The 25,788-nt window shown below is 65.6% G+C and carries 25 protein-coding genes and 2 tRNA genes; 7 read left to right on the top strand and 20 right to left on the bottom strand.

Going from position 1 to position 25,788, the window contains the following annotated elements:
* Nucleotides 1-394: 394 nt before the first annotated feature.
* The 5 genes from CF70_RS08440 to CF70_RS08420 all read left to right on the top strand — a co-directional run bounded on the left by CF70_RS08440 (nt 395) and on the right by CF70_RS08420 (nt 4,129).
* Nucleotides 395-649: a hypothetical protein gene (locus CF70_RS08440; RefSeq protein WP_035862897.1), complete on the top strand. Its 255-nt coding sequence runs from the start codon at nt 395-397 to the stop codon at nt 647-649.
* Nucleotides 650-973: 324 nt separating this feature from the next.
* Nucleotides 974-1,153, top strand: a complete 180-nt coding sequence (locus CF70_RS08435) for a hypothetical protein (RefSeq protein WP_200876714.1) — start codon at nt 974-976, stop codon at nt 1,151-1,153.
* Between the two features lie 19 nt (nt 1,154-1,172).
* Nucleotides 1,173-2,489: a CitMHS family transporter gene (locus tag CF70_RS08430; protein WP_035862893.1), complete on the top strand. Its 1,317-nt coding sequence runs from the start codon at nt 1,173-1,175 to the stop codon at nt 2,487-2,489.
* Between the two features lie 12 nt (nt 2,490-2,501).
* Nucleotides 2,502-3,011 carry a universal stress protein gene (locus tag CF70_RS08425; protein WP_035862892.1) on the top strand — a complete coding sequence of 170 codons (510 nt, stop codon included), beginning with the start codon at nt 2,502-2,504 and terminating at the stop codon, nt 3,009-3,011.
* Nucleotides 3,008-4,129: an ABC transporter substrate-binding protein gene (locus CF70_RS08420; protein ID WP_235184943.1), complete on the top strand. Its 1,122-nt coding sequence runs from the start codon at nt 3,008-3,010 to the stop codon at nt 4,127-4,129. The genes CF70_RS08425 and CF70_RS08420 overlap by 4 nt, the downstream gene beginning before the upstream one ends.
* Before the next feature lie 2 nt (nt 4,130-4,131).
* Here the strand turns inward: CF70_RS08420 and CF70_RS36515 are convergent, their stop codons facing one another.
* The 4 genes from CF70_RS36515 to CF70_RS08405 all read right to left on the bottom strand — a co-directional run bounded on the left by CF70_RS36515 (nt 4,132) and on the right by CF70_RS08405 (nt 5,993).
* Nucleotides 4,132-4,410, bottom strand: a complete 279-nt coding sequence (locus CF70_RS36515) for a hypothetical protein (protein ID WP_160172239.1) — start codon at nt 4,408-4,410, stop codon at nt 4,132-4,134.
* Nucleotides 4,411-4,419: 9 nt separating this feature from the next.
* Nucleotides 4,420-4,668 (bottom strand): H-NS family nucleoid-associated regulatory protein, encoded by a 249-nt coding sequence (locus CF70_RS08415; protein ID WP_035862891.1) that lies wholly within the window; start codon nt 4,666-4,668, stop codon nt 4,420-4,422.
* A 278-nt stretch (nt 4,669-4,946) separates the two neighbouring features.
* Nucleotides 4,947-5,023: transfer RNA gene (locus CF70_RS08410), tRNA-Arg, on the bottom strand.
* Between the two features lie 127 nt (nt 5,024-5,150).
* Nucleotides 5,151-5,993, bottom strand: coding sequence for a hypothetical protein (locus CF70_RS08405; protein WP_035862889.1), 843 nt, complete (start codon nt 5,991-5,993; stop codon nt 5,151-5,153).
* 454 nt (nt 5,994-6,447) lie between these two features.
* Between CF70_RS08405 and CF70_RS08400 the strand changes: the two genes are divergently transcribed.
* A complete protein-coding gene (locus tag CF70_RS08400; RefSeq protein WP_051648149.1) occupies nt 6,448-7,647 on the top strand; it encodes a sterol desaturase family protein in 1,200 nt (399 codons plus the stop codon).
* On the top strand, nt 7,644-8,513 hold the full coding sequence (locus CF70_RS08395) for a YiiX/YebB-like N1pC/P60 family cysteine hydrolase (RefSeq protein ID WP_081862078.1): 870 nt from the start codon (nt 7,644-7,646) through the stop codon (nt 8,511-8,513). The genes CF70_RS08400 and CF70_RS08395 overlap by 4 nt, the downstream gene beginning before the upstream one ends.
* Nucleotides 8,514-8,602: 89 nt before the next feature.
* Here CF70_RS08395 and CF70_RS08390 read toward each other — a convergent pair.
* The 16 genes from CF70_RS08390 to CF70_RS08315 all read right to left on the bottom strand — a co-directional run bounded on the left by CF70_RS08390 (nt 8,603) and on the right by CF70_RS08315 (nt 25,782).
* Nucleotides 8,603-8,689, bottom strand: a tRNA-Leu gene (locus tag CF70_RS08390).
* 113 nt (nt 8,690-8,802) lie between these two features.
* Entirely contained in the window at nt 8,803-10,074 is a 1,272-nt protein-coding gene (locus CF70_RS08385; protein WP_035862888.1) for an amidohydrolase family protein, read from the bottom strand.
* A 35-nt stretch (nt 10,075-10,109) separates the two neighbouring features.
* Complete coding sequence (locus CF70_RS08380) at nt 10,110-11,072, bottom strand: ABC transporter permease (RefSeq protein WP_200876713.1); 963 nt, start codon at nt 11,070-11,072, stop codon at nt 10,110-10,112.
* Nucleotides 11,072-12,163 (bottom strand): ABC transporter permease, encoded by a 1,092-nt coding sequence (locus CF70_RS08375; RefSeq protein WP_035862982.1) that lies wholly within the window; start codon nt 12,161-12,163, stop codon nt 11,072-11,074. The genes CF70_RS08380 and CF70_RS08375 overlap by 1 nt, the downstream gene beginning before the upstream one ends.
* The gene (locus CF70_RS08370) at nt 12,153-13,736 is read right to left on the bottom strand and encodes an ABC transporter ATP-binding protein (RefSeq protein ID WP_035862887.1); all 1,584 of its coding nucleotides are present in this window, start codon (nt 13,734-13,736) and stop codon (nt 12,153-12,155) included. Before CF70_RS08370 ends, CF70_RS08375 begins: the two co-directional genes overlap by 11 nt.
* Before the next feature lie 107 nt (nt 13,737-13,843).
* Complete coding sequence (locus CF70_RS08365; RefSeq protein WP_035862886.1) at nt 13,844-14,851, bottom strand: BMP family protein; 1,008 nt, start codon at nt 14,849-14,851, stop codon at nt 13,844-13,846.
* On the bottom strand, nt 14,841-15,557 hold the full coding sequence (locus CF70_RS08360; protein WP_035862883.1) for a TetR/AcrR family transcriptional regulator: 717 nt from the start codon (nt 15,555-15,557) through the stop codon (nt 14,841-14,843). Before CF70_RS08360 ends, CF70_RS08365 begins: the two co-directional genes overlap by 11 nt.
* Nucleotides 15,557-16,216 carry a uracil phosphoribosyltransferase gene (gene upp / locus CF70_RS08355; RefSeq protein WP_035862882.1) on the bottom strand — a complete coding sequence of 220 codons (660 nt, stop codon included), beginning with the start codon at nt 16,214-16,216 and terminating at the stop codon, nt 15,557-15,559. Before upp ends, CF70_RS08360 begins: the two co-directional genes overlap by 1 nt.
* A gap of 104 nt (nt 16,217-16,320) precedes the next feature.
* On the bottom strand, nt 16,321-17,621 hold a 1,301-nt coding region (locus tag CF70_RS08350), incomplete at its 3' end, for a URC4/urg3 family protein (RefSeq protein WP_152561736.1).
* Nucleotides 17,618-18,856, bottom strand: a complete 1,239-nt coding sequence (locus CF70_RS08345; RefSeq protein ID WP_035862881.1) for a GTP cyclohydrolase II — start codon at nt 18,854-18,856, stop codon at nt 17,618-17,620. The genes CF70_RS08350 and CF70_RS08345, both read right to left, overlap by 4 nt.
* Nucleotides 18,857-19,097: 241 nt before the next feature.
* A complete protein-coding gene (locus tag CF70_RS08340) occupies nt 19,098-20,216 on the bottom strand; it encodes an acyltransferase family protein (RefSeq protein ID WP_035862880.1) in 1,119 nt (372 codons plus the stop codon).
* A 294-nt stretch (nt 20,217-20,510) separates the two neighbouring features.
* Nucleotides 20,511-21,035, bottom strand: a complete 525-nt coding sequence (locus CF70_RS08335; RefSeq protein ID WP_051648147.1) for a hypothetical protein — start codon at nt 21,033-21,035, stop codon at nt 20,511-20,513.
* Nucleotide 21,036: 1 nt separating this feature from the next.
* Nucleotides 21,037-22,218 (bottom strand): MGDG synthase family glycosyltransferase, encoded by a 1,182-nt coding sequence (locus CF70_RS08330; RefSeq protein ID WP_051648146.1) that lies wholly within the window; start codon nt 22,216-22,218, stop codon nt 21,037-21,039.
* A 66-nt stretch (nt 22,219-22,284) separates the two neighbouring features.
* Nucleotides 22,285-23,124, bottom strand: a complete 840-nt coding sequence (locus tag CF70_RS08325; RefSeq protein ID WP_035862975.1) for a YfaP family protein — start codon at nt 23,122-23,124, stop codon at nt 22,285-22,287.
* 70 nt (nt 23,125-23,194) lie between these two features.
* Nucleotides 23,195-24,022: a YfaP family protein gene (locus CF70_RS08320; protein ID WP_414629436.1), complete on the bottom strand. Its 828-nt coding sequence runs from the start codon at nt 24,020-24,022 to the stop codon at nt 23,195-23,197.
* Nucleotides 24,019-25,782, bottom strand: a complete 1,764-nt coding sequence (locus CF70_RS08315; RefSeq protein ID WP_051648145.1) for a DUF2300 domain-containing protein — start codon at nt 25,780-25,782, stop codon at nt 24,019-24,021. The genes CF70_RS08320 and CF70_RS08315 overlap by 4 nt, the downstream gene beginning before the upstream one ends.
* Between the last annotated feature and the right edge of the window lie 6 nt (nt 25,783-25,788).

The raw sequence follows: 25,788 nt of genomic DNA, 5'->3' as shown, positions 1-25,788 counted from the left end.
GCAGCAGAGAAACGAGATTATGAAGAACTTTCTACGTTTCGTCAAACACTTTTAATCTTTTCTTGCTTCGGCAAGCCTCGCTTTTTTGCGCCGCACACCTTTCCAGCAAACCCTGCAACCCTTGCCCCGCCTGCCTTGCAGCGCGGTGTTTGTGTTGCGAGGGAGCGAATACTAAAGCGTCGGCGCCCGCCTGACAAGCTCTTTCTGAAAAAATTGCGGGCGCCGTTTCGATCACCCATCGCAAAGCACTTCAGCGCTCCATCTGGTGACGCCTGCGCACATCGCATAGTGCGCATCAGCATCTGGCAAAGGCGTTGCCCCCCACTCAACACCCTGCCCCTCAAAGGCGCCCCGCCCTGCAGCCAACTGCATGCGGGAAGTCCCCGCCCCCTGAATGCAAGCCGGGCGAAAGCATTTCGGCAAGTACGGCACCACCCCGCTATACGTGGTGGTAGGACGCGGGGGACCGAACCTGGTCCGCGGCATGGCCGTGCTGCGCGATACCTGCGAATCACTCGGATTGGCCTACGTGAGCTTTGGATTCGACTCGGCGATAAGCAAGGTGGTGGACTATGCTCGTAAGGTAGACGCCTGGATGAAAGCCGGTGGCCGCGCGCAAGTCGCGGCCAGTTTGAATGTGACCGCCTGAAGTCACTGTACAGGGGACAACCATGCGCGCCAAAGCTGTTGGTGATTTCAAGTATTTCGTCGGTATTCAATCCTTGTCGGAAGTAGCCACGCGCGAGGACCGCGTGTGCGAGCTCAATATTATGGGAGGTGAGTCCAGCGACGTGACGCCGGTAGGCCATGCCTACTCGGGCGCCAACGTGGTGTTCGGCACCTCGCCGGACCGCAAGGGGCAGGCGCCGGACACGCCGGCGGGGCCGATCCCGGTCTACAACAATGTACGTAAAGGCCTGGAGGCCGGCCACCGCTTCGATTGCCGCGTGGTCTTGCCCCGCTACTGCTCAAGATGCTCTGGCAGCCCTGCCAGGGCGGACAGTACGCGGAAAGCCCGCTGGAGACGGCCGCCCTCACGATCTTCCTCTACCCGCGCATGCTTGGCTGCGCCGCCGAGATCGACGACCACCTGAACCGGGGCCGCAATATGGACATGCGCACACCGGCTTCCCAGTGCCAGTTCGTAGCCTGAGAGAGCGGAGATACACGACATGCTGACCCTCCTCGCCTATTCGATGGTGATCGTTTTCATGGCGCTGATCATGACCAAGCGCCTTTCAGCCATGGTCGCGCTGATCCTGGTGCCGATCGCGTTCGGGCTGATCGGCGGCTTTGGCATGGAGCTAGGGGCGATGATGCTGGATGGCATCAAGAAGCTCGCTCCGACGGGCGTGATGCTGATGTTTGCCATCCTGTATTTCGGCGTGATGATCGACGCCGGCTTGTTCGACCCGGCGGTGCGCGTGATTCTGAGAATGGTGGGCGGGGATCCGATGAAGATTGTCGTCGGCACTTTCGTGCTGGCTGTGTGCGTCTCGCTCGACGGCGATGGCTCCACCACCTACATGATCACCTGCGCCGCCATGCTCCCGCTCTACAAGCGGCTCGGCATCAGCCGCCTTGTACTGGCGTGCGTGATCATGATGGCTGGCGGGCTGATGAACATCCTGCCCTGGGGCGGTCCCACCGCACGCGCGGCGAGCGCGCTTGGCGTAGACGTGGGCCTGATCTTCGTACCGATGATCCTGCCGATGATCGTCACCGGGTGCTGGGGCTTGTTCGTCGCCTTTCTGCTGGGGCGCCGCGAGCGCAAGCGGCTCGGCGCCATTGCGGCAGGCTCGGCGGATCCCGCTTCCGCCGCACAGCCGCAGGTGACAGCGGGCGACCCGGACATCGCCAGGCCCGGGCTCCTTTGGGTCAATTTCCTGCTGACCCTGGGACTCATGATGCTGCTGATTCTCGGCACCATGCCGTTGCAGGTACTGTTCATGGTGGCCTCCGCGCTGGCGCTGATGATCAACTACCCCAGCCTCAAGGACCAGAAGGAGAGGCTCAGCTCGCATGCCGCCAATATTGTTCCCGTGGTGTCGCTGATCTTCGCTGCCGGCATCTTCGTGGGCATCCTGTCGGGCACCAAGATGGTCGACGCGATCGCGGCCAGCGTGATCAGCGCCGTGCCGGACTGGATGGGCCCTTACATGGCCATCGTCACCGGCGTGCTGAGCGTCCCGTTTACCTTTTTCATCTCGAACGACGCGTTCTACTTCGGCATCCTGCCTATCCTTGCCAAAGCGGCCGCTGTCTATGGCATTGGCGCCGCTGAAATCGGGCGCGCATCGCTGATCGGCCAGCAGGTGCACCTGCTCAGTCCACTGGTCGCATCGACCTATTTGCTGGTCGGCCTGGCCGAGGTCGAATTCGGCGACCACCAGCGCTACACGCTGCTCTGGGCCTTGTCGGCGGCGCTGGTCATGTTGGTGGCCACCGTTGTCTTCGGGGTCATCCCCATCGTTGGCCATGCCCATTGACGGTAGCCCACCATGCACAACGAAATCCGATCCATTCTCTATGCCGCGGACCTGAGCGAAGGCTGCGAAGACGCGCTGGCCTACGCCATCGGCCTGGCCAACCGGTTGGGCGCAAGACTGCAGGTGCTCACCGTTATCCCGGACCAGCGCGAGAAGTCGCTGATCGAGATCGATTCCCACGTGCCCCAGGACGCGCTCGACAGGTATCACGATGATCGCGCGCAACGGGTGAAGCTGCACATTGAAGCGCAGATCGCGGCCTTCTATGCCGTGCGCACGGACAAGAACCCGCCGCGGCCGATCACCGAGATCATCGTGTGCGAGGGCGACGACGTGGCCCAGCTTATCCTCGACGAAGCCCGTCTCGGGCCCGCTGACCTGATCCTGATGGGTTCGCATGGCGATGGTGTCCTGGCCGGCCTGCTGTTCGGCTCGGTAGCCCATGAAGTCATGCGCAAGACTCGCATCCCCCTGCTGCTGGTGCCGGTCAGCGGACGAGACGAAGCGGAAGGCAAAGCATGAAATTCCTCATCGGGCTGGGGTTCGGGCTGATCTGCTCGGTCGGCATGGCGCAGGAGCCTGGAGAGCTCATGGGCTATGCGTCCAAGGGCAGCGTTCCGCCAGGCTATGCACCGGCGTACGCGGAGACGGTCAAGGCCGCCGAAGACGAAGGCCGGCTGGTGATTTACTCGACCACGGACGCAGGCATCGCCAAATTCCTGATTGCGGATTTCCGGGCCATGTATCCGCGTATCGACATCACCTATGAAGACCTGAACAGCACCGTGCTGTACCACCGCTTTGTCGCCGAGACACAGCTGGGCGGCGAATCCGCTGACGTGCTGTGGAGTTCAGCCATGGATCAGCAAGCCGCGCTGGTCGACAGTGGCTACACCATGACTTACGACTCTCCCGAAAAAGCGAACTTCCCGGAGTGGGCCAGTTGGAAGAACCAGGCCTTCGCCACCACCTACGAGCCGATCGTCGTCGCCTACAACAAGAAGCTGATGCCGGCCGGCGAAGTGCCGCAGACACATGCCGACCTGGCCCGGCTTCTGAACAGCGACCCAACGCGCTTCAAGGGAAAGGTGGTCAGCTACGATATTGAAAAGTCCGGACTCGGCTTCTTTCTTGCCACGCAGGATGTCGCTGTATCGCCCGCATTCTGGGATGTCGCCCGGGCCCTGGGCAAGGCGGCGGTCCGCCTCGACCTGACGACCGACGCCATGGCCAGGCGCGTGGCCTCGGGCCAGGTGCTGGTTGGCTACAACCTGCTGGGCGCCTACACGGTGGCGCAGGCGCAGAAGAATCCATCGCTGGGCTATGTGTTTCCGAAGGACTACACGCTTGTCATGTCACGCATCATCGTGATCAACAAGAGGGCGGCACATCCCAACGCCGCGAAGCTCTGGGTGGACTACACGCTGTCCAAGCGCGGCCAGGCCGTAATTGCGAACAGCGCACACCTCTACGCGCTGCGCGACGACGTCGAAGGCGAATTCACCGCCGCCCGCCTCAGGCAAAGGCTTGGCGGCAGCCTGAGGCCGATTGCGGTCGGGCCGGGCCTGATTGGCTATCTCAACAACCAGAACTACCGGGATTTCATCCTGCAGTGGCGGCAAGCCGTAGTGCAGCCCTAGGCTTAGCGCGGCTGTGCCAGCGCGTCGTTCCAGCGCTTGAGGAATTCCTGCCGCTTGTTGCGGTCGAGATAGACCATCAGCCCGGCGCCGATCGCGATCGCCCAGATGTTGTTGCCCGCATCGAGCCGGAGCATATATCGGCATGCATGCAGTCCGAACCGGAAAGCACCATGAGATTTACTTGAGCGATGTGCGGCGGGCGGATCCCAAAAAATGGAAAGCCATTCTTCGTCATCCCATGAAATGCTGGCGCCAGCATTTGGACGGGCGAAAGGCGGCATTGCGCCCGGTCATCCGACGACCCGGAAATGCTCCTGGCTCTGGCCCGCGCTGACCGCCCGCTGCAACCAGGAAGGCATCTCGCCCTGCCCGTCCCAGCTTCGCCCCTGCGCGTCGCGATAGCGTGCCACTGGCTTCTGTTCCGGTTCCGGCAACGGGAAACAGCCAGCATCCTCCAGGTCTGCCAAGGAGAGTCCGTGCTTCGCCATCTGGATCTTGACCCAGACAATGGCCGCAGCTTTTTCAATTTCGGAGGACATGGATGGAGGAGGAGACGGTATGGAGTTGGCTTGCTGACGGGTTCGGCGCGGCTAGTGCAGCCGCTGACAATCGCACGAAACTGCAACAAGAGTAAGGAAGGCGTCTTCAACTCGCCTCCGCGCTGGTCAGGCCAAGGAATCGAAAACACAAACAATCGACCTGCCCGCCCTCACCCTGGCGCAAGACAGCCCATTCGTCGGTGTACTCCTGGGTGTATCCCGGCGCCCGAGAAAGACAAAAGGGTCAGCACGCGAAACGTGCTGACCCTTGTCATTGGTGGTGCGGCTGGCAGGATTCGAACCCACGACCCCTTGGTTCGTAGCCAAGTACTCTATCCAACTGAGCTACAGCCGCACGCGAAGACGGCATTCTAGCGCAACGGCGCAGAAATGCAAGCCCTCTTCTTTGATTTGGTCTGAAGGCCCCTTCATGCGGCGGTGAACCAGCTGAATCCGGCGCAGCGCAAGCGCGCGACTCGCCCCTACCAGCGGTAGCGCGCCCCCAGAGTGCCGCCAGGATTGCGGCCGGCTTTCAGCTTGACCCAGAGCTTGACGCCGCCGTTGGTGCTGCCGTGCGCTCCGAGATTGACAGAGAGAAGTCCGCGCAGCATGTCGGGATCGATGCGTGTGCCGTTGATATTGATCACCTGCTTGCGGTCCTGCCACAGGTCGGCTTCGACAAACGGATACACACCGTTGACTCCGGTAAGCCGACTCGGCTGTGTGCGGTAGACCCGCAGGACGACTTCTGCGGCGCTTGCGTCTGCCTGCTGCCCGGCCAGGAAGCCGGATGCGCTCCTGTCGGGAGCAGGCTGATAGGCGAGTTGCAAGCGCGGTTGAATCGTCAGGCCGCCACTGCGCGGGAGTACGGTATCCAGCGCCACAGCCATGCTTTGCATCCGGTTGCCGACGAAGCCGGTGGCAGATGTGACATCGTCCAGGTGCAGGGAAAGTTTGGCTGGCCGCGGCCCGTTGGCCGGTCCGGCATATATCGGATCGAGCACGCCCGCCGAGGGGCCGGGGGCGTCATTGTACGCACCGGGAGGAGGTGACCCGTCGGTCCAGGCCCATTTGCCGATCGACGCCACCAGAGGTGGCTGCGTATCCTCCACGGCGAGCCGCGCTGCCGGCGCAGGCGGATCCGGGAGGTCGCTGCCGACGATCTGCGGAGGCAGCGCCAAGGCGTTGCCGGCAGCCTGCTCAGACGACGGCGGAGCATTGCTGGCAACCTGCGCGTACGGATCAGATTCAGGCTGGTTCCAGCCGAGGCCGGCGTTGCCGGGCGTGGGGCGCTCCTCGGCCTGCACCAGGGCTGCCAGCAGCATCGCAAGAATCGAGCAACAGCACTGGCGACACGGATGGGAGTGGACAGCGTGCGCGCAATAACCAGTACCAGCGGTGCTGGCACCGCCTCCCGTTGCGCTAGCAGATGACACGCGCCTGGCCATGACTGCAACCCCTGGCTGAAAAAAACCATGTCGGCTTTGCTAGAGCATAGGTCAAACACTGGCCAAACGTTAGGGCGCTGGCACGCATTGCGTGGGGCGCCGCACAGGACCGTTCGCCTGCCGGCCGGAACGTGTCGGACGGCGCCACATTGCTATGCAAATCGAAAGCGCTCCGCTAGGATCGCGGCTGGCAGCCAGCCCCGGCAGCGATGCCCGGCGCGCCAGCCGTAGCAGAACAAGAAGAAGCAAAACAACGGAATAGCGGAAGATGCGGATAAATAGCGATTCGACCGACAGGCCTGAAAATCCTGGCGTGTCCGATGATTCAAAAATGAAACAGAACGGCGCAGCCGGGAAACTGCCAATCGCCCCGGTGCACAACGTGTTGCGCGATACGCGCGACCTGCTGGGCAGCAGCGGCGAGCTCGCGGCCGGACGCGGCCTGATCACGGCCATCCTTGCGCTGGCCCTGGGCGGACTCAGCCTGCTGGGCGTGATCGCTTTCCATTTCCCGCAATACCTGACCACGCCCGAACTGCGCCACAAGTATTCGGTCGACGTATTGCGCCACGTCCTGTTTGCCGCGCTGCTGGTGTCAGGCGGCCTGTCGCTCAGCAACCTGGTGCTTGGGCGCCGCCGCAGTCTGAATGCCGCTGCCTTCGCGCTCGTGGCGCTGGCCGTGGCGCTCGGTGGCTCGCGAGTACCGGTGGGGGACTTCCCGGACCACACGCCATATATCGGCCTGGACTGGTTCATCCTCGACCTGCTGGGCTCGACACTGATTTTCGTGGTCATCGAAAAGATGTTCCCGCTCTATCGCGGGCAAGCCGTGTTTCGCCGCGAATGGCAGACCGACCTCGTGCATTTCGCGGTCAATCACTTCATCGTTGGCCTGATCCTGCTGACGGTCAACTTCCTGATCTTCCGCTTGTTCGGCTGGCTGGTCCGCGACAGCGTGCATGCTTTCGTGGGAGGTATCCCCTTCCTGCTGCAACTGCTGCTGTGCATACTGGCAGCCGACCTTGCGCAGTACTGGACCCATCGGGCCTATCACGAGGTGCCTTTCCTGTGGAAGTTCCATTCCGTGCACCACAGCACCAAGACCATGGACTGGCTCGCCGGTTCGCGCCAGCACATCCTCGAACTGGTGTTCACGCGGGTGCTGGTGCTGGCGCCGTTGTATGTGCTCGGTTTCAACAAGGCAGTCATCGACGCGTACATCATCATCGTAGGCTTCCAGGCGGTATTCAACCACGCCAATGTCCACCTGCCGTGGGGCCCGCTGCGCTACCTGGTGGTGACTCCGGATTTCCATCACTGGCACCACGCCTCGGATGACGAGGCGATCGACAAGAATTACTCGGCGCACTACGCCTTCCTCGATTACCTGTTCGGCACCGCGGTAAAGTCCGGCAGGCGCTTCCCCGAAAAATACGGCGTGGTCGGCGACTACATGCCCGACGGCTTCGTACGGCAGCAACTCTTTCCCTTTAGGCGCATGCCTCCGGCGCGCAAGGACGACGAGGCATGAGCCGGCCCCTGATGATTGCCGGTGCGGCGCTGGCGGGCCTCGCACTGGGCGCCTGCGCGACGCAATGGGGCAGCCACGCGGACGATCTCAATGTCGCTGCGGCACAGGGCTCCGGGCTGCCGCTACGCTTCCAGCAGATGAGCCTGGAGGTGTCCGGGGTCGAAGTGCGCCCACTGGATATCGACGCCTTGCAGGTCGGCGATATCCTGCTCTCGGCAGCCACCTCTTTCAACTCTTCGGCGATCCGGCTGGCGACGATATCGCAGGTCAGCCACTCGGCCGTCTATGTGGGCGGCGGCAATGTGGTGGAGGCAGTGGGCTCGGGCGTTCGGGTCTATCCGCTGCAACAGGCGCTGAATGACGGCGACATCATCGTGGCTTACCGCCACCCCGGGCTCGACGATGACATGCGCCTCAAATTGCATGCCTTCGCGATGGCCCAGGTAGGCCAGCCGTATAACCATCTCGGCATCGCCATGCATGCGCCGTTCTCGCTGGAGCGGCGTCTGTGCGAACTGCCGGGTGTGCCCGGCGTGGTCCGCAACGCCTGCATGCGCAGCTTCAGCGCCATCCAGATGGCGCCCAACGAGCTGGATGCGCGCAACAGCTTCTTCTGCTCGCAACTGGTGCTCGCTTCCTACCGGGCGGCCGGCCTGTCGCTGACAAGCGCGGCGGACGACGCGGTCTCGCCGGCCGACCTGCTGCATATGCGGGAAGGCGACGTGCCCTCTTTCCGGGTCACGCGCAAGCTGGCTTATGTAGGGCGGCTGACACCAGTATCGGCCTTGAGGGCCGATGGCACATCGGCAAGCCAGTCCGCGGACGCCGATGAGTGGAGGATGCAATCCTGGTCCGCAGGACCCTGAGCAGACCAGAAGGCCTTGCCGCGGCACAGATCGCGGCGGCACAAAAGAAAAAGGCCGCTGCATAAGCAACGGCCTTTTTCATCGAGTCTTGGTGCCCAGAAGAGGACTCGAACCTCCACAGTGTTGCCACCGCTAGGACCTGAACCTAGTGCGTCTACCAATTTCGCCATCTGGGCTTCGTCTCACTGCTTTGCTGCTGCAGCGCTGCGAAGAACAACATTATGCAGATTGCAGAATTAGCTGTCAATACCTGCCCTGCAATTTTTGACCAGTATTCCCAAAGCCGGACTCAAGGCTGGCAACTGACCTGCCCGGGCCTGCCATCCAGGTGCAAGGTGGCGGTAGCCGGACGCGTGCTCGCCACCACCTTGCCCGCCCGCAGCACGAGCAGACGGGTAGCACGCAAGCGGATTGCCTCGACCGGATCGCGCGCCTGCAGCAGCACCAGGTCCGCGCGGCAGTCCGGCGCGATACCGTAACCCTCCAGCCCGAGGATCCGCGCCGGCGTCTCGGTGACGGCGGCAAAACACGCGCGCATCGCCTCCTGCCCCGTCATCTGCGCCACATGCAGGCCCATGTGCGCCACCTCCAGCATGTCGCCGGAGCCCAGGCTGTACCAGGGGTCCATCACGCAATCGTGGCCAAATGCCACCGGCACGCCGCCGGCCAGCAGTTCCGGCACGCGCGTCATGCCGCGCCGCTTCGGGTAGCTGTCGTGCCGGCCCTGCAGCGTGATGTTGATCAGCGGGTTGGCGATGGCCGCCACCCCGGATTCGCGAATCAGCGGAATCAGCTTGGACACGTAGTAGTTGTCCATCGAGTGCATCGAGGTCAGGTGCGACCCTGTGACCCGGCCCTGCAACCCGAGCCGCACGGTCTGGCAGGCCAGGGTCTCGATATGGCGTGACAGCGGATCGTCGCTCTCGTCGCAATGCATGTCCACCCGCAGCCCGCGCTCGCAGGCCAGTTCGCACAGGATGCGCACGGACTCCGCGCCATCGGCCATGGTGCGCTCGAAATGCGGGATGCCACCCACCACGTCGACGCCCATGCCCAGCGCGCGCTTGAGATTGTCGAGCGCGCCGGGCGCGCGCAGCACGCCGTCCTGCGGAAAGGCCACCAGTTGCAGGTCGAGGTAAGGCCGCACCTTCTCGCGCACGTGCAGCAGCGCCTCGGTGGCAAGCAAGCGCGGATCGCACACATCCACATGCGAACGGATCGCCAGCAGGCCCTTGGCCACCGCCCAGTCGCAATAGGCGAGTGCCCGCTCGACAATGGCATCCTGCGTCAGCAGCGGCTTGAGCTCGCCCCAAAGCGCAATGCCTTCGAGCAAGGTGCCCGACTGGTTGATGCGCGGCAAACCGTAGGACAGCGTGGAGTCCATATGGAAATGCGCATCCACAAAGGGCGGCGTGACAAGCTGCCCCGCCGCATCGACCTCGGCCGCCGCTGGCGCCTTGAGCGCCGGCTCGACTGCCTTGATGCGGTCGCCCGCGATGCCGATATCGATGCCGGTGCGGCCATCGGGAAGCGTGCAGTTGCGCAGGATAAGATCGAGCATAGTGGTTGTGTGTTATTCGCTACGTGTTATTGGACTCAGCGTTCGCCCTTGCGATAGGGCTTCATCAGCGCCTGCGGGTAAGTGGCGCGCCGCGCCACCAGCACCAGCGCGAGAATCGACAGCACGTACGGCAGCATCAGGTACAGCTGATACGGCAGCGGCGGCAGACCCGGCAGGCTGGCACCGCTCTGTTGCAGGCGCAGTTGCAGCGCATCGAAGGCGGCAAACAGCAAGGCGCCCGCCAGCGCACGGCCCGGCCGCCAGGACGCGAATACCACCAGGGCCACGCAGATCCAGCCCCGCCCGTTGATCATATTAAAGAAGAATGCATTAAAGGCGGACAGCGTCAGGAATGCACCCCCCACCGCCATCAACGCCGAACCGGCCATGATCGCACCGATGCGCATGGCGCCTACCCGAATCCCCTGCCCCTCCGCAGCGGCGGGGTTCTCGCCGACCATGCGCACGGCCAGGCCGAGCGGCGTGCGATAAAGCACCCAGGCCACCACGGGCACCAGGCCCAGCGCCAGCAGCGTCAACGCGCTTTCCTGGCCGAAGACGGGGCCCAGCACGCGGCCGAGCAGCGGCACGTCCTCGATCCAGCGCATCGGCGCGAAGGGCGTGATGGTGGGTGGCGTGGACACCGAGGCGAAGCCGATCCGGTAGGCATAGTAGGACAGGCTGGTGGCCAGCATGGTGACGCCCAGGCCCGCCACGTGCTGCGACAGCGCCAGGCTCACCGTCAGCCAGCCGTGCAGCAGGCCGAAGGCAAGTCCCACGGCGGCGGCCACAGCGACCCCGCCCCACAGCGGGGCGCCATGATAGACCGCCAGCCAGCCGCCGAACGCGCCGGCCACCATGATGCCTTCGATGCCGAGGTTGAGCACGCCGGCGCGCTCGCACAGCAACACGCCCAACGTGCCGAAGACCAGCGGCGTGGCCACGCGCAGCACCGCGATCCAGAATGGCGCCGAGGCCAGGATATCGAGCAATTCCATCAGGCCGCCTTGCCCCGCGCATCGAAACGGATACGGTAGCGTGTCAGCATGGTGGCCACCAGCATGGCGAGCAGCGCCACCGCCACGATCACGTCGGCAATGCTGTTGGGCACGCCCACCGCGCGGCTCATGCCGTCCGCCCCCACCAGCACCCCCGCCACGAATACCGACGCCGCCACCACGCCCAGCGGATGCAACCCCGCCAGCATGGCGATGACCACGCCGGCGTAGCCGTAGCCCGGCGAAATATCGAGCGTGAGATAGCTGGTGCGTCCTGCCACCTCCACCACGCCTGCCAATCCCGCCAGCCCGCCCGACAACAGCGCGGCCCACATCGTCACGCGCCGCACCGGCATGCCGGCGAACGCCGCGGCGCGCGCATTGGCGCCCACCGCGCGCATCTGCAGGCCGAACACCGTGAAGCGGTTGACCGCCCACAGGATCACGGCAAGCGCGCCAGCCAGCAGCAGCCCGCTGTGCACGCGCGAGCGCGCCATCAGTTTCGACAATTCCAGCTCCGGCACCAGCGGCACCGATTGCGGCCACCCCATCGCCGTGGTGTCTTTCATCGGGCCGTCCAGCATCATTGAGACAAACAGCAGCACGATAAAGTTGGCCAGCAAGGTCGTAACCACCTCATCCACGCCAAGCCGCGTCTTGAGCCATGCGGCCCCGAGCAGCAGCAAGGCTCCGGCCAGCATGCCGGCCGCCACCATCAGCACGAACAGCAAGCCCGTCGGCAGCTGCTGCGCCCAGGGCGCCGCCGCGCCATCGACCTGGCCGCCAACGGCCACCGCCGCCAGCGCGCCGAGATAGAGCTGCCCTTCGGCGCCGATATTGAACAGGCGGGCGCGAAACGCTACAGCAACCGACAAGCCGGTCAGGATCAGCGGCGTAGCGCGCGTGAGCGTTTCCGACCAGGCAAAGCGCGATCCGAAGCCGCCTTCGAGCAGCAGCATGTAAGCACGTCCCACCGGCGCACCGGCCCAACGCACCAGCAACGCGCAGATCAGCAAGGTAGCAACGATCGCCATGATGGGCGCGGCCAGCATGGCCACGCGCGAGACGCCGCTTCGGGCTTCAAGCCGCATGCAGTACCTCCCCCGCTCCAGCAGCGCCATGCGCGCCTTCGCCGGCACCGGCCATCGCCAGTCCGAGTTCTCCGAGCGTCCATGCTGCCGTCGGACGCGCCTCGGTCAGCCGGCCTGCGTGCATCACGGCAATGCGGTCGGCCAGCGCATGGAGTTCATCGAGGTCTTCCGAGATCAGCAACACGGCCGCACCCTCTTGCGCTGCATCGAGCAGGCGCGCACGCACATAGGCCACCGCGCCGATATCCAGCCCCCAGGTGGGCTGGCTGGCCACGACCAGCAGCGGCACCCTCCCTTCGCCCCGCACCGAGAGCGCCCGGCCCAGGATCAGCTTTTGCATATTGCCGCCCGACATGGTCCGGGCCGGCACGTCAATACCGGCGGTGCGCACATCGAAACGCGCGACCAGTTCCCGCGCAAACCGCTGCGCCGCCGCGCGCCGGATCACCCCCCCACGCGAAAAACGCGGCTCGCCAAGTTGCTCGCTGGCGGCGTTCTCCCAAACGGTCAGGTCGCCGATCACGCCCACCGCGTGGCGGTCCTCCGGCACGCGCGCCACGCCTGCCTCGATCCATGCGCGCGGCCTGGCCGGCATTGGCTTGCCAGCCAACGTGACATGGCCCTCGGCGGCCGCCAGCGTGCCGCTGGTCAGTTCCGCCAGCGCGGCCTGGCCGTTGCCGGACACGCCGGCGATGCCCACGATTTCGCCAGCCCGTACCTGCAGGCTGACTTCGCGCAACAGCGCGCGGCCGTCCGCGCCACACGCGCCAACCTTCTGCAACGCCAGCACGGCGGGCGCCTCACTGGCACCGTCCGCGTCCAGCCGCGCGGCGCGTTCCGGCATGGACACCACCCGGCCCACCATCAGCTCCGCCAGTTCGGCCTTGCTGGTCTGCGCCGCCGCGCACTGCGCCACCAGCCGCCCGCCGCGTAATACGGCGATGCGATCGGACACCCGCAGCACTTCGTCGAGCTTATGGCTGATAAAGATCACCGACAGCCCCTCGGCAATCAACTGCGCCAGCGTGGCGAACAGCGTTTCGGACTCGTGCGGCGTCAGCACCGCGGTGGGCTCGTCAAGGATCAGCACGCGGGCGCCGCGGTACAGTGCCTTGACGATCTCCACGCGCTGGCGCTCGCCCACCGACAGCTCGCCCACCCTGGCCTGCGGCCGCACGGCCAGGCCAAAGCGCTCGGCCAGCGCCAGCACCCTGTCACGCGCCGCGCGCCGTTCCAGGCGCCAATGCCACAGCGGCTGGGTGCCGAGCATGATGTTGTCCAGCACCGAGAGATTGTCGGCCAGCGTGAAATGCTGGTGCACCATGCCGATGCCGGCGGCAAGCGCCGCGCGTGGCTGGCCGGGTGGCAAAAGCTGGCCGTCGACCTCCACCGTGCCGGCATCGGCCACGTAGTGCCCGAACAGGATGCTGACCAGCGTGCTCTTGCCGGCGCCGTTCTCGCCCAGCAGGGCCAGCACTTCGCCGCGCCGCAGTTCCAGCGAGATATCGTCATTGGCGGTCAGTTGCCCGAAGCGCTTGGTGATGTTGCTCAGGCGCAGGATGGGGACTTGCATGGGTGGTTGATCGATGTGGCGGTCAGGTTGCGCTGGCTTGCTCTTCGCTCCCAGGCGGAGGAAAGGGGGCAAGCCAGCGGCGGGGAATAGCGAGGCGAAAGCCGCCCTCACTGCGTCGACTTCGGCTCCGTCTCCACCACCTTGACTGCGAACTTGCCGTCGAGGATGGCCTTCTCCCTGGCCCTGACCTTGGTCATCACATCGGCGGGAACCTTGCCTTCGAACGTGCCCAGCGGCGCCAGTTCGGCCCCCTTGAATTTCATCAGCGAGTAGGGACCGTAGTCCTCGCTCTTGAACTGGCCCGCCTTGACCTTGCCAAGCGCCGCGCCGACCGTGGGCTCCATATTCCACAGCGCCGAGGCCACTACCGTGGCGGGATATTGCGGCTGGGTGTTGATGACATTGCCGATTGCCAGCTTGCCCTTTTCCTTGGCGGCATCGGATACGCCAAAGCGTTCGGCGTAGAGCACGTCGGCACCCTTGTCGATCATGGCGAAAGCCGCCTCCTTGGCCTTGGGCGGATCGAACCAGGAACCGATGAAGCTGACGGTGAACCTGACCTTCGGATTCACCTCGCGCGCGCCTTCCATGAAGGCGTGCATCAGCCGGTTGACCTCGGGGATGGCATAGCCACCCACCATGCCGATGTGGTTGGTCTTGGTCATGCCGCCGGCAATCATGCCGGTGAGGTAGGAAGGCTCCTGGATGTAGTTGTCGAATACCGAGAAATTCGGCGCCTGCGGCTTGCCCGAGGAGCCCATCAGGAAAGCGGTCTTGGGATAGTCTTTGGCCACCTTGCGCGCCGCCGCCTCCACGGCGAAGGATTCACCCAGGATCAGCGCCGACCCCTGCTCGGCATACTGGCGCAGCACGCGCTCGTAGTCGGCATTGGACACGCTCTCCGAGAATACATAGTCGATCTCGCCGCGTGCCTTGGCCTCGTTGAGCGCCTTGTGAATCCGCGACACCCATTGCTGTTCGACCGGCACGGTGTACACCGCCGCCACCTTCAGCCTGGCTTGCGCCTGCGCGGGCGCGGCACCGCCAAGGGCGGCCACGCTGGCGGCGGCCGCCGCGAATTTCAACCAGGTCCTGCGCTTACCCTCAAACCTCATGACGTTCTCCCCTTGTTGACGATAACTCCGTGGCCAGGCCGGCCGGCTCCAGCCCGCATCCGCGCAGCAAAAGCCGCACAAGATGGTCGGTGGCCTGTTCGTAATCGCGCTGGCCCAGGTGGCTCACCCCGAGGACGGCGCATACCTGCGACTCGAAATCGGCATAGGTCTGGGTAGCGGCCCAGATGGTGAAAAACAGGTGCTGCGGATCCACGCTGGCCATCTCGCCACGCGCGATCCACTCACGGATCACGCCGGCCTTGCGCGCCACCAGCGCGCGCAGCGCGCCGTTGAGCACATCGCAGATTTCCGGCGCACCGTGCAGCAGTTCATTGGCGAATACGCGCGAGGCGTCGGGATGGCTCGCCGACAACCGCATCTTGGCGCGGATGTACTGTTCAAGAGCTACCTGCGGGCTTTGCCCAGCGTCGATGATGTCGGTCTCGGACAGCCACAGTGCGAGCGTATGGGCCAGCACCGCCCGGTACAGCGCCTGCTTGGTGCGAAAGTAGTAATGCAGGTTGGATTTCGGCACGCCGGCGCGCGTGGCGATCTCGTTCATGGTGGCACCGGCAAACCCGGCCCGCGCGAACACATGCTCGGCAGCGTGCAGGATCAGCGCCTCGTTCTCCTGGCGGATACGGCCGCCCGCCGCCTCCCGCGGCAGCGGAAAGCACGGGGGCGGCGCCGTGGCCGGCGCTCCCATTACTTGGTGCCGTAGAGCCTGTCGCCGGCATCGCCCAGGCCGGGCACGATGTAGCCGTGCTCGTTGAGCTCCTCGTCGATGGCGGCGGTGACGATGGCCACGTCGGGGTGCGCTGCCTGCAGGGCACGCAGCCCCTGCCGCGACGCGATCAGGCACACATACTTGAGCGTGCTCACGCCGGCTTCCTTCAGGCGATTGAGCGCGGCGATGGCGGAGTTGCCGGTGGCCAGCATGGGGTCCACCACGATCACCAGCCGCTCGTGGATATCCTCCGGGATCTTGAAGTAGTACTCGATCGGCTCCAGCGTTTCGGGGTCGCGGTACAAGCCGATGTGCCCTACCCGCGCGGCCGGCAGCAACTCCAGCATGCCGTCAAGGAAACCGTTGCCGGCGCGCAGTATCGATACCAGGCACAGCTTCTTGCCCGACAGCACCGGCGACTGCATGGGTGCGATCGGGGTCTTGATGGAGATCGTTTCCATCGCCAGGTCGCGGGTCGCTTCATAGGTCAGCAACTGGCTGATCTCGCGCACCAGCCGGCGGAAGTTATCGGTGGTGGTGTCTTCGCTGCGTACCAGCGTGACCTTGTGCTGCACGAGCGGATGGTCCACCACCAGCACGGACGGAGTGACGGGCGGTACGGCGGAGAGGTCGGTCATGATGCGCTCCTGGAGGGCGGTCGCGAAGAGGTCTTGCTGCGGCTCGGCGCGTGGCTGCGATATCGGTCAGAACACCGTGCCATCGCTATTGATGACGAACGNNNTTGATGACGAACGGCGGCGGACCGCCGGGCCTGCGCTTGGCGGCAATGCGCCGTCCCGCGGCCCAGGTGCCGCCTTCCAGCACGCGGGCAAGCGGGAACGCCGCGGCCGACAGGCCAAGCGCCTCGCGCACCGACGCGGCCACAAGGTCCAGCCCCGTCACCGTAAGGGCACGCCACTCCACGATAACCGGCTCATCGACGGTATGCGCCAAGGCTGCAAATCCGGGATCGCGCGGCACCATCAGTTCGAAATCGAACAGCAGGCCACCATTGCGGTATTCCGGCAAGCCCGTCAGCGCCTCCAGCCCGGTCACGGCCAGGCCGGCATCTTCGAGCGGCTCCAGCAGCGAGTACGTCAGCCACTGCGTCAGCTTGTGGAAAGGCACCAGCCCGTCGGCACAGGCCGGATGTGGCCAGCAGTCCCCCAGCGATATGCCACCGAGGCTGACGCGCCCCGGCCACACGGGCCCGAGCGCTACCAGCAGCGTGGTCAGCACAAAGCCGGCCTCGATCCGGCCGTCGACGGCATGTGCCTTGAGGTAGTCATACAGGTTGCCCAGACGCGCAGGCGTGCCGAACACGGCCGGCGTGGCCTGCGCCACTTCGCCCAACCGGCGAAGCAGGCCGGCACGGCCGTCCAGGCCAACCAGCCGATTATGCTGTGCCACCTGGAAGGCGGTCGCGATGGAAGGCGCATCGATCCGCATCAGCCGCTCGGCATCGGAGCGCAGCGGCTGGCCCGGCTGGGCGGAAAAACCACCGCGCGCGAACAAGTCGAAGCTGGCTACGCCAAGCCCCTCGGAACGGGTCAGCAGCAGGTCGCTGGCCGGATCGCGGTAGCGCCAGTCGGGGCCTGCGCCGGCGTCCAGTAACACGCTGGGAATCACCAGATCGATGCCGATGCGGGCGCGCTCCTCGCGGTCAGCCTCGCCGGAAAGCCCGCCGCGTTCGCACAGGATCTGCCAGCGGTCCAGCCTCTCGCCGTGACCGCCGCTTTCAAAGTGGCGCCAGCGGCTGTGGTACGGCACGTTCAGGTCCGGATAACGTTCCCGGATGGTGGTCGCCACATAATCGGCCACCGCCGGAATCCGTTCCGGGTGCCACGTGAACAGTTCTGACGCGCCTGCCGCCACATGGTCCGTCACGGCGGCGCATCGGGTGCGTACCGCCAGGCCGGTCAGCAGCGCCGCGGCCGGATGGTCAGGCGGCACGGGACAGGCCCATCCGCCGCGGCCATCCGCGTCATTCGTGAACGCACTGGGGGAGCCCTGCGGGCCGCCCGCTTCGGGTATCTCGTTCATTCGTCCAGTCCTCTACCCTTGGCCAGCGCGAGTTCCTCGGCACCGGGCGGGGTATAGCTCGTGAAATAGCCAGCCGCCACCTTGGCATCGATTTCCACTCGGGCATCGGCCGGGATCAGTGCATCGGGAATCGCTACCTGTTCGACCACCTCGATACCCTGAGCGGTCAGCGCCCCGTGCTTCATATTACTCATCGAAGCCCAGCGATCGATACGCTTGATGCCAAGCCAGTGAAATACATCGGGCATGAGTTCCTGGAAGCGCATGTCCTGCACGCCGGCCACGCACTCCGTACGCGCGAAATACGTCTCGGCCCGGTCGCCGCCGACCTGGCGTTTGCGGGCGTTATAGACCAGGAACTTGGTCACTTCGCCCAGTGCCCGGCCCTCCTTGCGGTTATAGACCACCAGGCCAACCCCGCCCTGCTGCGCCATCTCGATGCAAACCTCGATGCCGTGCGCCAGGTAGGGCCGGCAGGTACAGATATCGGAGCCGAATACGTCCGAGCCGTTGCACTCGTCGTGCACGCGGCAGGCCACCCTGGTCTCGGGCTTGCCGAGCTTGCCCACATCGCCGAAAAAGTACAGGGTCATGCCGCCGATCGGCGGCAGGAACACCTTCAGGTCAGGCCGCGTCACCAGTTCGGGGAACATGCCGCCGGTCTGCTCGAACAGGCTGCGGCGCAGCATGCTCTCCTTGATCTCGAAACGGCGCGCCAGCGCCGGCAGGTACCAGACCGGGTCGATTGCTGCCTTGGTGACACGCACGTCGCCATTGGCGTGCAGGATCTGGCCGTCAGGCGTGAGGCGGCCGGCTGCAATGGCTCCCGTCAGTTCCGGCATATTGATGTGTGCCCGCGTAATGGCGATCGTCGGCCGGATATCGATACCCGCCGCGATGCGGTCTGCAAAGGCAGTCGAGACCAGATGGCCCCAAGGATCCAGGGAAACGATCTTGTCCGGGTCGCTCCATTGCGGATGGGGCCCGACGATTTCCGCCGGAGAGGTATCGGTGAGATCGGCGCGATGATCCCGCTGCAACTTGCCGGAGGCCACCGCCAGCGCCCGATACACCGCATAGGCGCCGGAGTGGGTGCCAATGACATTGCGTTGGGCCGGATTGGTCACGCTGGCGATCACGGGTCCGCGCTCCGCCGCCGTGGCGGCCCCCCAGTGGATGGGTTCGGCCGGCTTGTCGCGGCGAGCGTGCGAAGTCAGGACAATATGGTCGGACATGGCTGCCTCGGAACAGGAATCCTGACCAAACGGTCAGGTTTGCAATTCCATAGTAGGCAACCTTCGTGCCATATCCCAATGCTAGTTTCTACCCTGTGTTGCATGCCGCACGATGGCGTGCCGCACCGTCCGCGTGCGCGCGCCGCTCCGCTGGCCAGTTCATGGTGCACAGGCACCATGCAAAAGAAAAGCGGCACCCGGCCGCTGGGGCGGGGTGCCGCTAGACTGTGATCGCGAGGGGTCAGGTCGACCGATGCTGCCCGCCCTGCTGCCGCTGGGCCGGCTCCGCGCGCGCCGGCCACAAAGCCGTGCGCAATGCGCGCAGCGGGTCGGTACTCTCCACGTAACGGTGGAACACGGTGCCGGCAACGTTGCTCAACAGCCAGGCCAGTATCATGCCCAGTGCATTGAGCAGTGGCCGATTCGGTGCAACGTGGAATACCACCGCGTTCACGACCAGGCATACCGGGAAATGCACCAGGAAGACCGAGTAGGAAATGCGCCCGAAAAATGCCAGGCTCGGGGCCTGCGGCCAGCGATCCAGCCACCCTCCGCGCCGCGCAACGGCCAGCAGCAGGGCGATGGATAGCGCCACGGCAATGCGCAGACGGAAGTCCACGATCAGTGCCGCCAGCACCACCGCGCCCAGCACCAGCAACGCAACCGGCGAACGCTCCGGTGCGGAAGCCCAGAACGCCAGCGTGCCCATGCCATAGGCGCCGAAGAAGTAAATCGCCCAGATATCCCAGGCTGCATCCCGGTTGAACCAGAACAGCGAAGCCACGACCAGCCCCGCCACCGCCAGCGGCCCGAGCGGGCTGCCGCCGACATCGAACCATTGCGCGCAGCGGCGCGCCGCCCACAGCGCAACAATCAGCAAGACGAACAGTTGCAGATCGATGGCCACGTACCAGACGCCAGCCGACAACGCGTCGAAGTCGAGCACGTTGTGCAGCAGCAGCACATGCGCCAGGAACTGATGCAGGTCGGGGGCCGACGGAATGGAGTCGTGATGCATCCAGGTGCGCGCAATGGCGGCACCGGCAATCGCAATCAGGATGGCCACGCTGTAGGGCACCACCAGCTTCTGGTAGCGGCGCCAGATCGCCTGCAAGGGATGCGGTACCACCAGATGCCCGCCCGGCGCCAGGCTACGCGCCGCCAGGAAGCCGCTGATGACGAGAAAAGCCTGAACGGCGATGCGCGCGTACTGCGAGAACCAGTCAAGGAGGTCGGGAGCCAGCACGTGCGCCGCATCGGACATGGGGCCGTAGAACGCAAGATGGTGCAGCACGATCAGTTGGGAACTGATCGCCTTGAGAGCGTCAATGCACGCCATGCGCGAAGGACGGGGGCTCATTTGTTATAAGAATGCTACAAAGTACACAAGAGTCGGATTCTACTCCTAAGAAACACGATCGGTACCGAAGCGGGCCAGGATGGAGCGTGACGAGATGTTTCAATGAGGCATAATCACCACATTTTTTCGATGTATAGATATCTTTAAATCACATTAAGATAGCTTCGGCTTAGAAACCGTGGCCGATGCCTGCCGTCGCTCCGGCCAGGGGCGTTCAGTGAACGCGCCGCCTTGGCGGAATTTGCGCTGCAACGCGCAAGCGGCTTCGGCATGATTCAGTTCGCTCTGCGCCTGCTAGCGGCGCGCCACCCGGCACGACAGCCAGAAAAGCACCGCCGCCGCCGCTAGCGAAACCCAGTAATCGGTCGGCGCGCCGGCCCACCAGTGAATATGCCAGGACACGAAACCCGGTGAGAAGCGCGCCAGCCCGAACGCCGGGTTCAGCACGAACCACAGGAAGTCCTCGGCGATCCAGAACAGCATGATGCAGGCAATCACGCGCGCCTCGGCTCGCCAGTTCCAGCGTCCGCCGTACACCAGCGGGAAATGGAAGAACAGTGCCACGCAAGGGAACACCCACGCGTGATAACCGGTCATCGGGCGGCCGCCCCAGAAGATATCCAGGAGCCAGTGATGTTCGATGCGCCAGGTGGGCAAGTTTGCCGCCCAGCCCGCGGCGCCTTCGATCTGGATCTCCACATTGGCGAAGAAATACGCGAGCAGCAGCGTCCAGGCAACGGTAAGTATCAGCACCAGTGGATGCCGCGACGGGCAGGACTGCGCGTGCTGGTGCGAAGCCGAGAGATTCAGGGCGCGCATCTCAGCGTCCCGCCTGCGCCACACCCGCAGCCTGCCCGGTCAGTTGGCCGCACCGTTCCAGGTGCCCCAGCACGGTTCCCAGCACGCGGCGCGCCGCCGCCGGTTGCCCCAGCGCGCGGGCGCGCACGCGCATCTGATCGAGCCGCGCCGGCTCCGCCAGCAATAGCCGGACACGATATTCGAGCGACACGAGATCGACTGCCTTGAGCGCAGCGCCCTGCTCCAGCAGGTAATCGGCATTGCGCTCCTCCTGGCCGGGGATGGGCGCATTGACCACCATCGGCACCCCCATCGCCAGGCATTCGGATGTGGTCAGGCCACCGGGCTTGGTGATGACCAGGTCGGAGCACGCCATCAGGCGCTCCACTTCGTTGGTGAAGCCAAAGGGGAAGAGCCGGGAGGGATGTGCACAAGCCAGTGTCTTGAGCCGCGCAAGCGCCGTCTCGTTGCGTCCGGCGAGCACGATCAGCTGGAAATCGTGATCGAGCCGTATCAGTGCATCGGCCACTTCGTCAAGGCCCCCCAGCCCTGCCCCGCCACCCATCAGCATGATCGTGCGCCGGGCCGCATCGAGCCCGAAGTGCCGCGCGCAAGCCTGGCGGTCCTGCGGGTGGGAAAACGCCGGCACCACCGGGATGCCGGTGGTATGGATGCGGCCGGCCTCGATGCGATTGGCCCGCATGCGAAAGGCGATTTCCTCGCTGGCGGCGAAATAGCCCGTCATATTGGGAATCACCCACATGCCGTGCAGATCGAAATCGGTCACCTGCACCCACACCGGCACCGCCAGCCGCAGCCGGCGTACCTCATGCATCAGGATCTCCGCGGGCAGGAAATGCGTGCAGACGATGGCATCCGGCGCAAATTCATCGATCGCGCGGCGCAACGCGCGCGTGCTCAGCCGCTCGGCGGCGCGCCGCAGCTTCTGCATCGGCGCGGCCGGGTCAGCCTCGGAGGTTCGCTGGTACAGCATGCCCCACAAGGCCGGATAGCTATTGACCAGCTTGATGTAGAAATCGGTGTAGAGCTTGCGGAAGGTCGCCGGGACGTACTCCATGACATCGAGGTGCAACGTCTGCACGCCCGGGAATTCGGCTTCGGCGGTGAGGCGAAGCGCTTCGGCGGCGCGCATGTGGCCGGCGCCGGCGGAAACGCTGAGGAACAGGATCTTCTGCTGCGACATGGCGATTGGGGTTTCCAGGAAATATGCGGGCTGGCCGGGAATGCCAGGCTTGCACCCGCAGTGGAATCACTTCATGACAAAGGACTTGATCAGGGTCAGCTCGCCGGCCTTGCGCATTGGCACGCGGAACACCTGCTGCTTTTCGTTGGGGGTGTTCTCATCGGTGATCAACGCGACTTGCGCCACGGTGATGGCCTCCGGGCCGGCGCCGCTGCCGTAATAGTTGACGTAGACCAGATAGGTGCCGGGCGGCGGCGCGGCGATGGAATAGATCTCGGGCCCGTAACCTGTGGTGACATCGACGTCGAGCGCGCCGCCATTGGTGGCCACGCGGTTCGCATAGAACGTGTGCTGGCCATCAGGCGCCACCACGTGCAGGTCCAGGTCGGTCTGATCGCTATCCCAGGACAGCACCACGCGCAGGCGCGGGCGTGTCTTGCCCTGGTAGCCGTCGTAGAACTGCACGCGCTTGCTGGCGCCCAGCGCGCTGCGGATTTCCACGCTGTTGCTGCCACCGGAGAAGGCATACGGCCGCGAGAAGCGGCCATCTTCCTCGACCCGCTGCGGCATGGCCACGCCGTTGACCACCAGGGTGGCAACCGATGCGCCGGTGCGGCGCCCGCGCCCGCCCGGCGACGGGCTCGTGGCCTCGCCCTCAGGCTTCGGCGCTGAACGGATACGCCCGGCGATCATCGCGCTGGCGGCCTGTCCCGCCCGCGTGGAAACCGCCACCGCGGGGTAGTGGACTTCCTGCGTATAGGCCGAGGCCGCGGTGTCCCCGGCGGAATTGCGCCAGCCGTTGCGCGGCGTGGTGAACTCGATGGCATCGTCCGCGCGCGCGGCCCCCGCCAGCAGCAGCGCCGGCAGGGTCAGGCTGAAAATGGCTAACTTCGGCAAACGCTGCATATCCATGCTTCCTTACTGACGTTCTTTGCGGCTGTTTTTCCGCTTTTACTGACCGCTTGCCCGCTACTGCTCAGAACCGCACCGATTTCATCAGCGCCAGCTCGCCCAGCTTGCGCAGCGGCACCACGAGCGTCTCACGCTTTTCGTTGAGCGTGTTCTCGTTGTAGATCAGCGTGAGCTTGGCGGTGATCAGGTCGCGCTCGTTCGCGCCCTTCTCGAAGTTGTAGCCAGCGGCGTTGAAATTGCCCCAGTAGTTCACATAGAACAACCACACGCCGGGACGCGGCGCCGCGCTCGAAAAAATCTCCGGGCCCGCGCCGTCCACACTGTCCACGTCCAGCCCGCCCCCCTCCGGCAAGAGCGGGCTGGCAAAGAAGGCATGGCCGCCATCCGGCGAAATCACATGCAGGTCGACCTCGGCCTTGGGATCGTCCCAGGTCAGCACGGCGCGCAGCTTGGCCTGGGTCTTGGTGGCATCGGCCTCGTAGAACTGCAAGCGCTGGCGCGAAGCGCCGTCGGCGGACACGATCTCCACGCTGTTGGAGCCGCGGCCGAAGGCCCAGGGCCGCGCGAAGCGCCCCTGCTCGTCGGTATATAGCGGCATGGCGGTGCCGTTGACGACCAGGGTGGGCGGCTTGCGGCCGGCCTTGCCGACTTTGCGCAGGCGCCCCTCGATCAGCGTGCGGTACTTTTGCGCGCCCCGGTCCACCGGCGGCTTTGGATAGGCGGCGGTGTAGCGTTCGAGTTCGCTGGACAGGCCACCGTGGCGCCAGCCGCCGACCGGACCTTCGAGATCGGCGACCGGCTCGGCCGCCACGGCCAGCGGTGCTGCGGCACAGGCCAGGGCCAGCGCGCCACAGCGCCAGTTGCGGATGCGTTTGCGGGTGGGTTTCATCATGGATTCTGCGTACGTACCAGCTTGCGCGCCATGGCTTCGACAAAGTCTTCGTCCTGCCCGCGAGGGTGGCGGGCGAACGCAAGGTGGAGATATTCGTGGGCCAGCGCAACACGATCGTCCTCACTGGCAAGCCGGTGGATATAGAGACGGTTACGGCGGGCATCGGCATAAGGGCGCCCTTCGCGGACTTCGCACACGGCAGGCAGCGGCGGGGTTTCGTAGCCCGGCTCCGCCGCGAGCCGGCGCTCCCACTGGGGCGCGCGCTGGGCCAGCCATTGCCGCGCATTGGCCACCGCCAGGCAATCTCCGGCCACCGGGCTCTGGAACGAGGTCAGCGTGGCCTGTGGCCACCAGCGTGCCAGGATGGCGTCGAACGCCTGGCCCTGCCCGGCAGCGCGCCGGGCCTCCATCCAGGCCATGCGCCCCGGGCCGCCCGCATCATGGTGGTAGCGCACCGCGACGCCGGACAGCACCAGCGCATCGGTCAGGTCGGCGGCGCGCCGCGCCGACGCGGTGGGGGCGCGCGGCAACACGCGCTGGGTGCGGCTGCTGTCGGCGATATGGAAGCAGCCTTGCTCGCGCGTGGCCTGCTGGATCAGGTAGCTGCGCGCGGCCACCGCCAGCGCGCGGGCGGCCTCGGGCTCGGTGGTGTCGCCCTCGCGCTCGACCACCCGCGCCACATAGTCGTTGAGCCCGAAGCGGCCCAGCACGCGCGGTGCGGCGCCAGGCGTGCGCATCAGCGTCAGCTCGCCCCGGCTTTCGACGCGCAGGCTGTTGCCGTTGGTGAATTCGGCGCGGAAGGTGCCGTTGAGCGGGCCATCCGGCAGGGCTTGCCGCTTTGCCCCGGCGCCAACGGCTTGCAGATCGCGCAGCGGATAACGCTCGAACATGTCGACCAGCACGCAAGCGCCGTCATCGGGCACCGGCACGGATGCCAGCAGCGGCTGCAGGCGCGGCGCGGCACGGCGCAGCACGTTGGCGCTGGCGCCGGAGCCGCCCAGCCAGACCGGACTGCCATCGGCCAGCCAGCCAGCGGCACCGCCGATGGACGCGCCCGGCCGCGCGGGATCGGGCATAGTCCAGGTCTTGGCGCGCAGCAGGCTGCCATAGCTGGCCAGCGTGCCTTCCCCGCGTCCCACGGTCAGCACGGAGACCAGGGTGGCGGCGGCGGCCTGCTGCGCGGCCGGCGGGACCGCATGCAGCCCGGCCAGCAGATCGGCCACGGTCACCTTGCGCTCGGGCTGCATCGCCTGCATGTCCTGCAGCCACGCCGGCGCACCGGCCTCCTTCCAGAAACGGCGCCAGTCAGTACCGGACAAACCCAGCCGGCGTGGTTCGAAATAGCGTCCGCAGGACTGGATCAGCGCGCGTTCGCGATCGATGCTCTGCCCGGCCGTGCAGCAGTAAGCCTCTTCCGGATCGCCGCCGCGGCAGGTGTAATCGTCCGAAGGCTTGTCGCGGCCCACCAGGTAGCTGTAGACGAACAGCTTCCACACGCTGCCCAGCGGCGCCTGCAAGCTCGCGGACAGCGGCGCGGGCGCTGCTGCGGCGTTGCCATCGAGATGGAACAACTGGGCCTCGGCGCCGGCGAGGCGCGCGAAACGCGGGGGCTCGCCCGCGCCGGGGCGGGCGGATGCCGGCGCTGCGGCCAGCGCTGTCCCTGCGCACGCCGCGCCCAGCGCGACGAGTGCCGCCACGCGCCCCCGGCGGCACGCCGCATAGGCAGCCCGGGCTGTCGCCTTGCGCACCGCCCCGCTCATGCCGGC

It is taken from the genome of Cupriavidus sp. SK-3 (assembly GCF_000611145.1).
Taxonomy (GTDB): Bacteria; Pseudomonadota; Gammaproteobacteria; order Burkholderiales; family Burkholderiaceae; genus Cupriavidus.
This window is presented reverse-complemented; position numbering and strand designations above follow the sequence as displayed.

What these genes read in the sequence shown, in the direction of transcription:
- CF70_RS08440 (WP_035862897.1), top strand. Translation starts at nt 395, where the DNA reads ATGCAAGCCGGGCGAAAGCATTTCGGCAAGTACGGCACCACCCCGCTA.
- CF70_RS08435 (WP_200876714.1), top strand. Translation starts at nt 974, where the DNA reads ATGCTCTGGCAGCCCTGCCAGGGCGGACAGTACGCGGAAAGCCCGCTG.
- CF70_RS08430 (WP_035862893.1), top strand. Translation starts at nt 1,173, where the DNA reads ATGCTGACCCTCCTCGCCTATTCGATGGTGATCGTTTTCATGGCGCTG.
- CF70_RS08425 (WP_035862892.1), top strand. Translation starts at nt 2,502, where the DNA reads ATGCACAACGAAATCCGATCCATTCTCTATGCCGCGGACCTGAGCGAA.
- CF70_RS08420 (WP_235184943.1), top strand. Translation starts at nt 3,008, where the DNA reads ATGAAATTCCTCATCGGGCTGGGGTTCGGGCTGATCTGCTCGGTCGGC.
- CF70_RS36515 (WP_160172239.1), bottom strand. Translation starts at nt 4,410, where the DNA reads ATGCCGCCTTTCGCCCGTCCAAATGCTGGCGCCAGCATTTCATGGGAT.
- CF70_RS08415 (WP_035862891.1), bottom strand. Translation starts at nt 4,668, where the DNA reads ATGTCCTCCGAAATTGAAAAAGCTGCGGCCATTGTCTGGGTCAAGATC.
- CF70_RS08405 (WP_035862889.1), bottom strand. Translation starts at nt 5,993, where the DNA reads ATGCTGCTGGCAGCCCTGGTGCAGGCCGAGGAGCGCCCCACGCCCGGC.
- CF70_RS08400 (WP_051648149.1), top strand. Translation starts at nt 6,448, where the DNA reads ATGAAACAGAACGGCGCAGCCGGGAAACTGCCAATCGCCCCGGTGCAC.
- CF70_RS08395 (WP_081862078.1), top strand. Translation starts at nt 7,644, where the DNA reads ATGAGCCGGCCCCTGATGATTGCCGGTGCGGCGCTGGCGGGCCTCGCA.
- CF70_RS08385 (WP_035862888.1), bottom strand. Translation starts at nt 10,074, where the DNA reads ATGCTCGATCTTATCCTGCGCAACTGCACGCTTCCCGATGGCCGCACC.
- CF70_RS08380 (WP_200876713.1), bottom strand. Translation starts at nt 11,072, where the DNA reads ATGGAATTGCTCGATATCCTGGCCTCGGCGCCATTCTGGATCGCGGTG.
- CF70_RS08375 (WP_035862982.1), bottom strand. Translation starts at nt 12,163, where the DNA reads ATGCGGCTTGAAGCCCGAAGCGGCGTCTCGCGCGTGGCCATGCTGGCC.
- CF70_RS08370 (WP_035862887.1), bottom strand. Translation starts at nt 13,736, where the DNA reads ATGCAAGTCCCCATCCTGCGCCTGAGCAACATCACCAAGCGCTTCGGG.
- CF70_RS08365 (WP_035862886.1), bottom strand. Translation starts at nt 14,851, where the DNA reads ATGAGGTTTGAGGGTAAGCGCAGGACCTGGTTGAAATTCGCGGCGGCC.
- CF70_RS08360 (WP_035862883.1), bottom strand. Translation starts at nt 15,557, where the DNA reads ATGGGAGCGCCGGCCACGGCGCCGCCCCCGTGCTTTCCGCTGCCGCGG.
- upp (WP_035862882.1), bottom strand. Translation starts at nt 16,216, where the DNA reads ATGACCGACCTCTCCGCCGTACCGCCCGTCACTCCGTCCGTGCTGGTG.
- CF70_RS08345 (WP_035862881.1), bottom strand. Translation starts at nt 18,856, where the DNA reads ATGTCCGACCATATTGTCCTGACTTCGCACGCTCGCCGCGACAAGCCG.
- CF70_RS08340 (WP_035862880.1), bottom strand. Translation starts at nt 20,216, where the DNA reads ATGAGCCCCCGTCCTTCGCGCATGGCGTGCATTGACGCTCTCAAGGCG.
- CF70_RS08335 (WP_051648147.1), bottom strand. Translation starts at nt 21,035, where the DNA reads ATGCGCGCCCTGAATCTCTCGGCTTCGCACCAGCACGCGCAGTCCTGC.
- CF70_RS08330 (WP_051648146.1), bottom strand. Translation starts at nt 22,218, where the DNA reads ATGTCGCAGCAGAAGATCCTGTTCCTCAGCGTTTCCGCCGGCGCCGGC.
- CF70_RS08325 (WP_035862975.1), bottom strand. Translation starts at nt 23,124, where the DNA reads ATGCAGCGTTTGCCGAAGTTAGCCATTTTCAGCCTGACCCTGCCGGCG.
- CF70_RS08320 (WP_414629436.1), bottom strand. Translation starts at nt 24,022, where the DNA reads ATGATGAAACCCACCCGCAAACGCATCCGCAACTGGCGCTGTGGCGCG.
- CF70_RS08315 (WP_051648145.1), bottom strand. Translation starts at nt 25,782, where the DNA reads ATGAGCGGGGCGGTGCGCAAGGCGACAGCCCGGGCTGCCTATGCGGCG.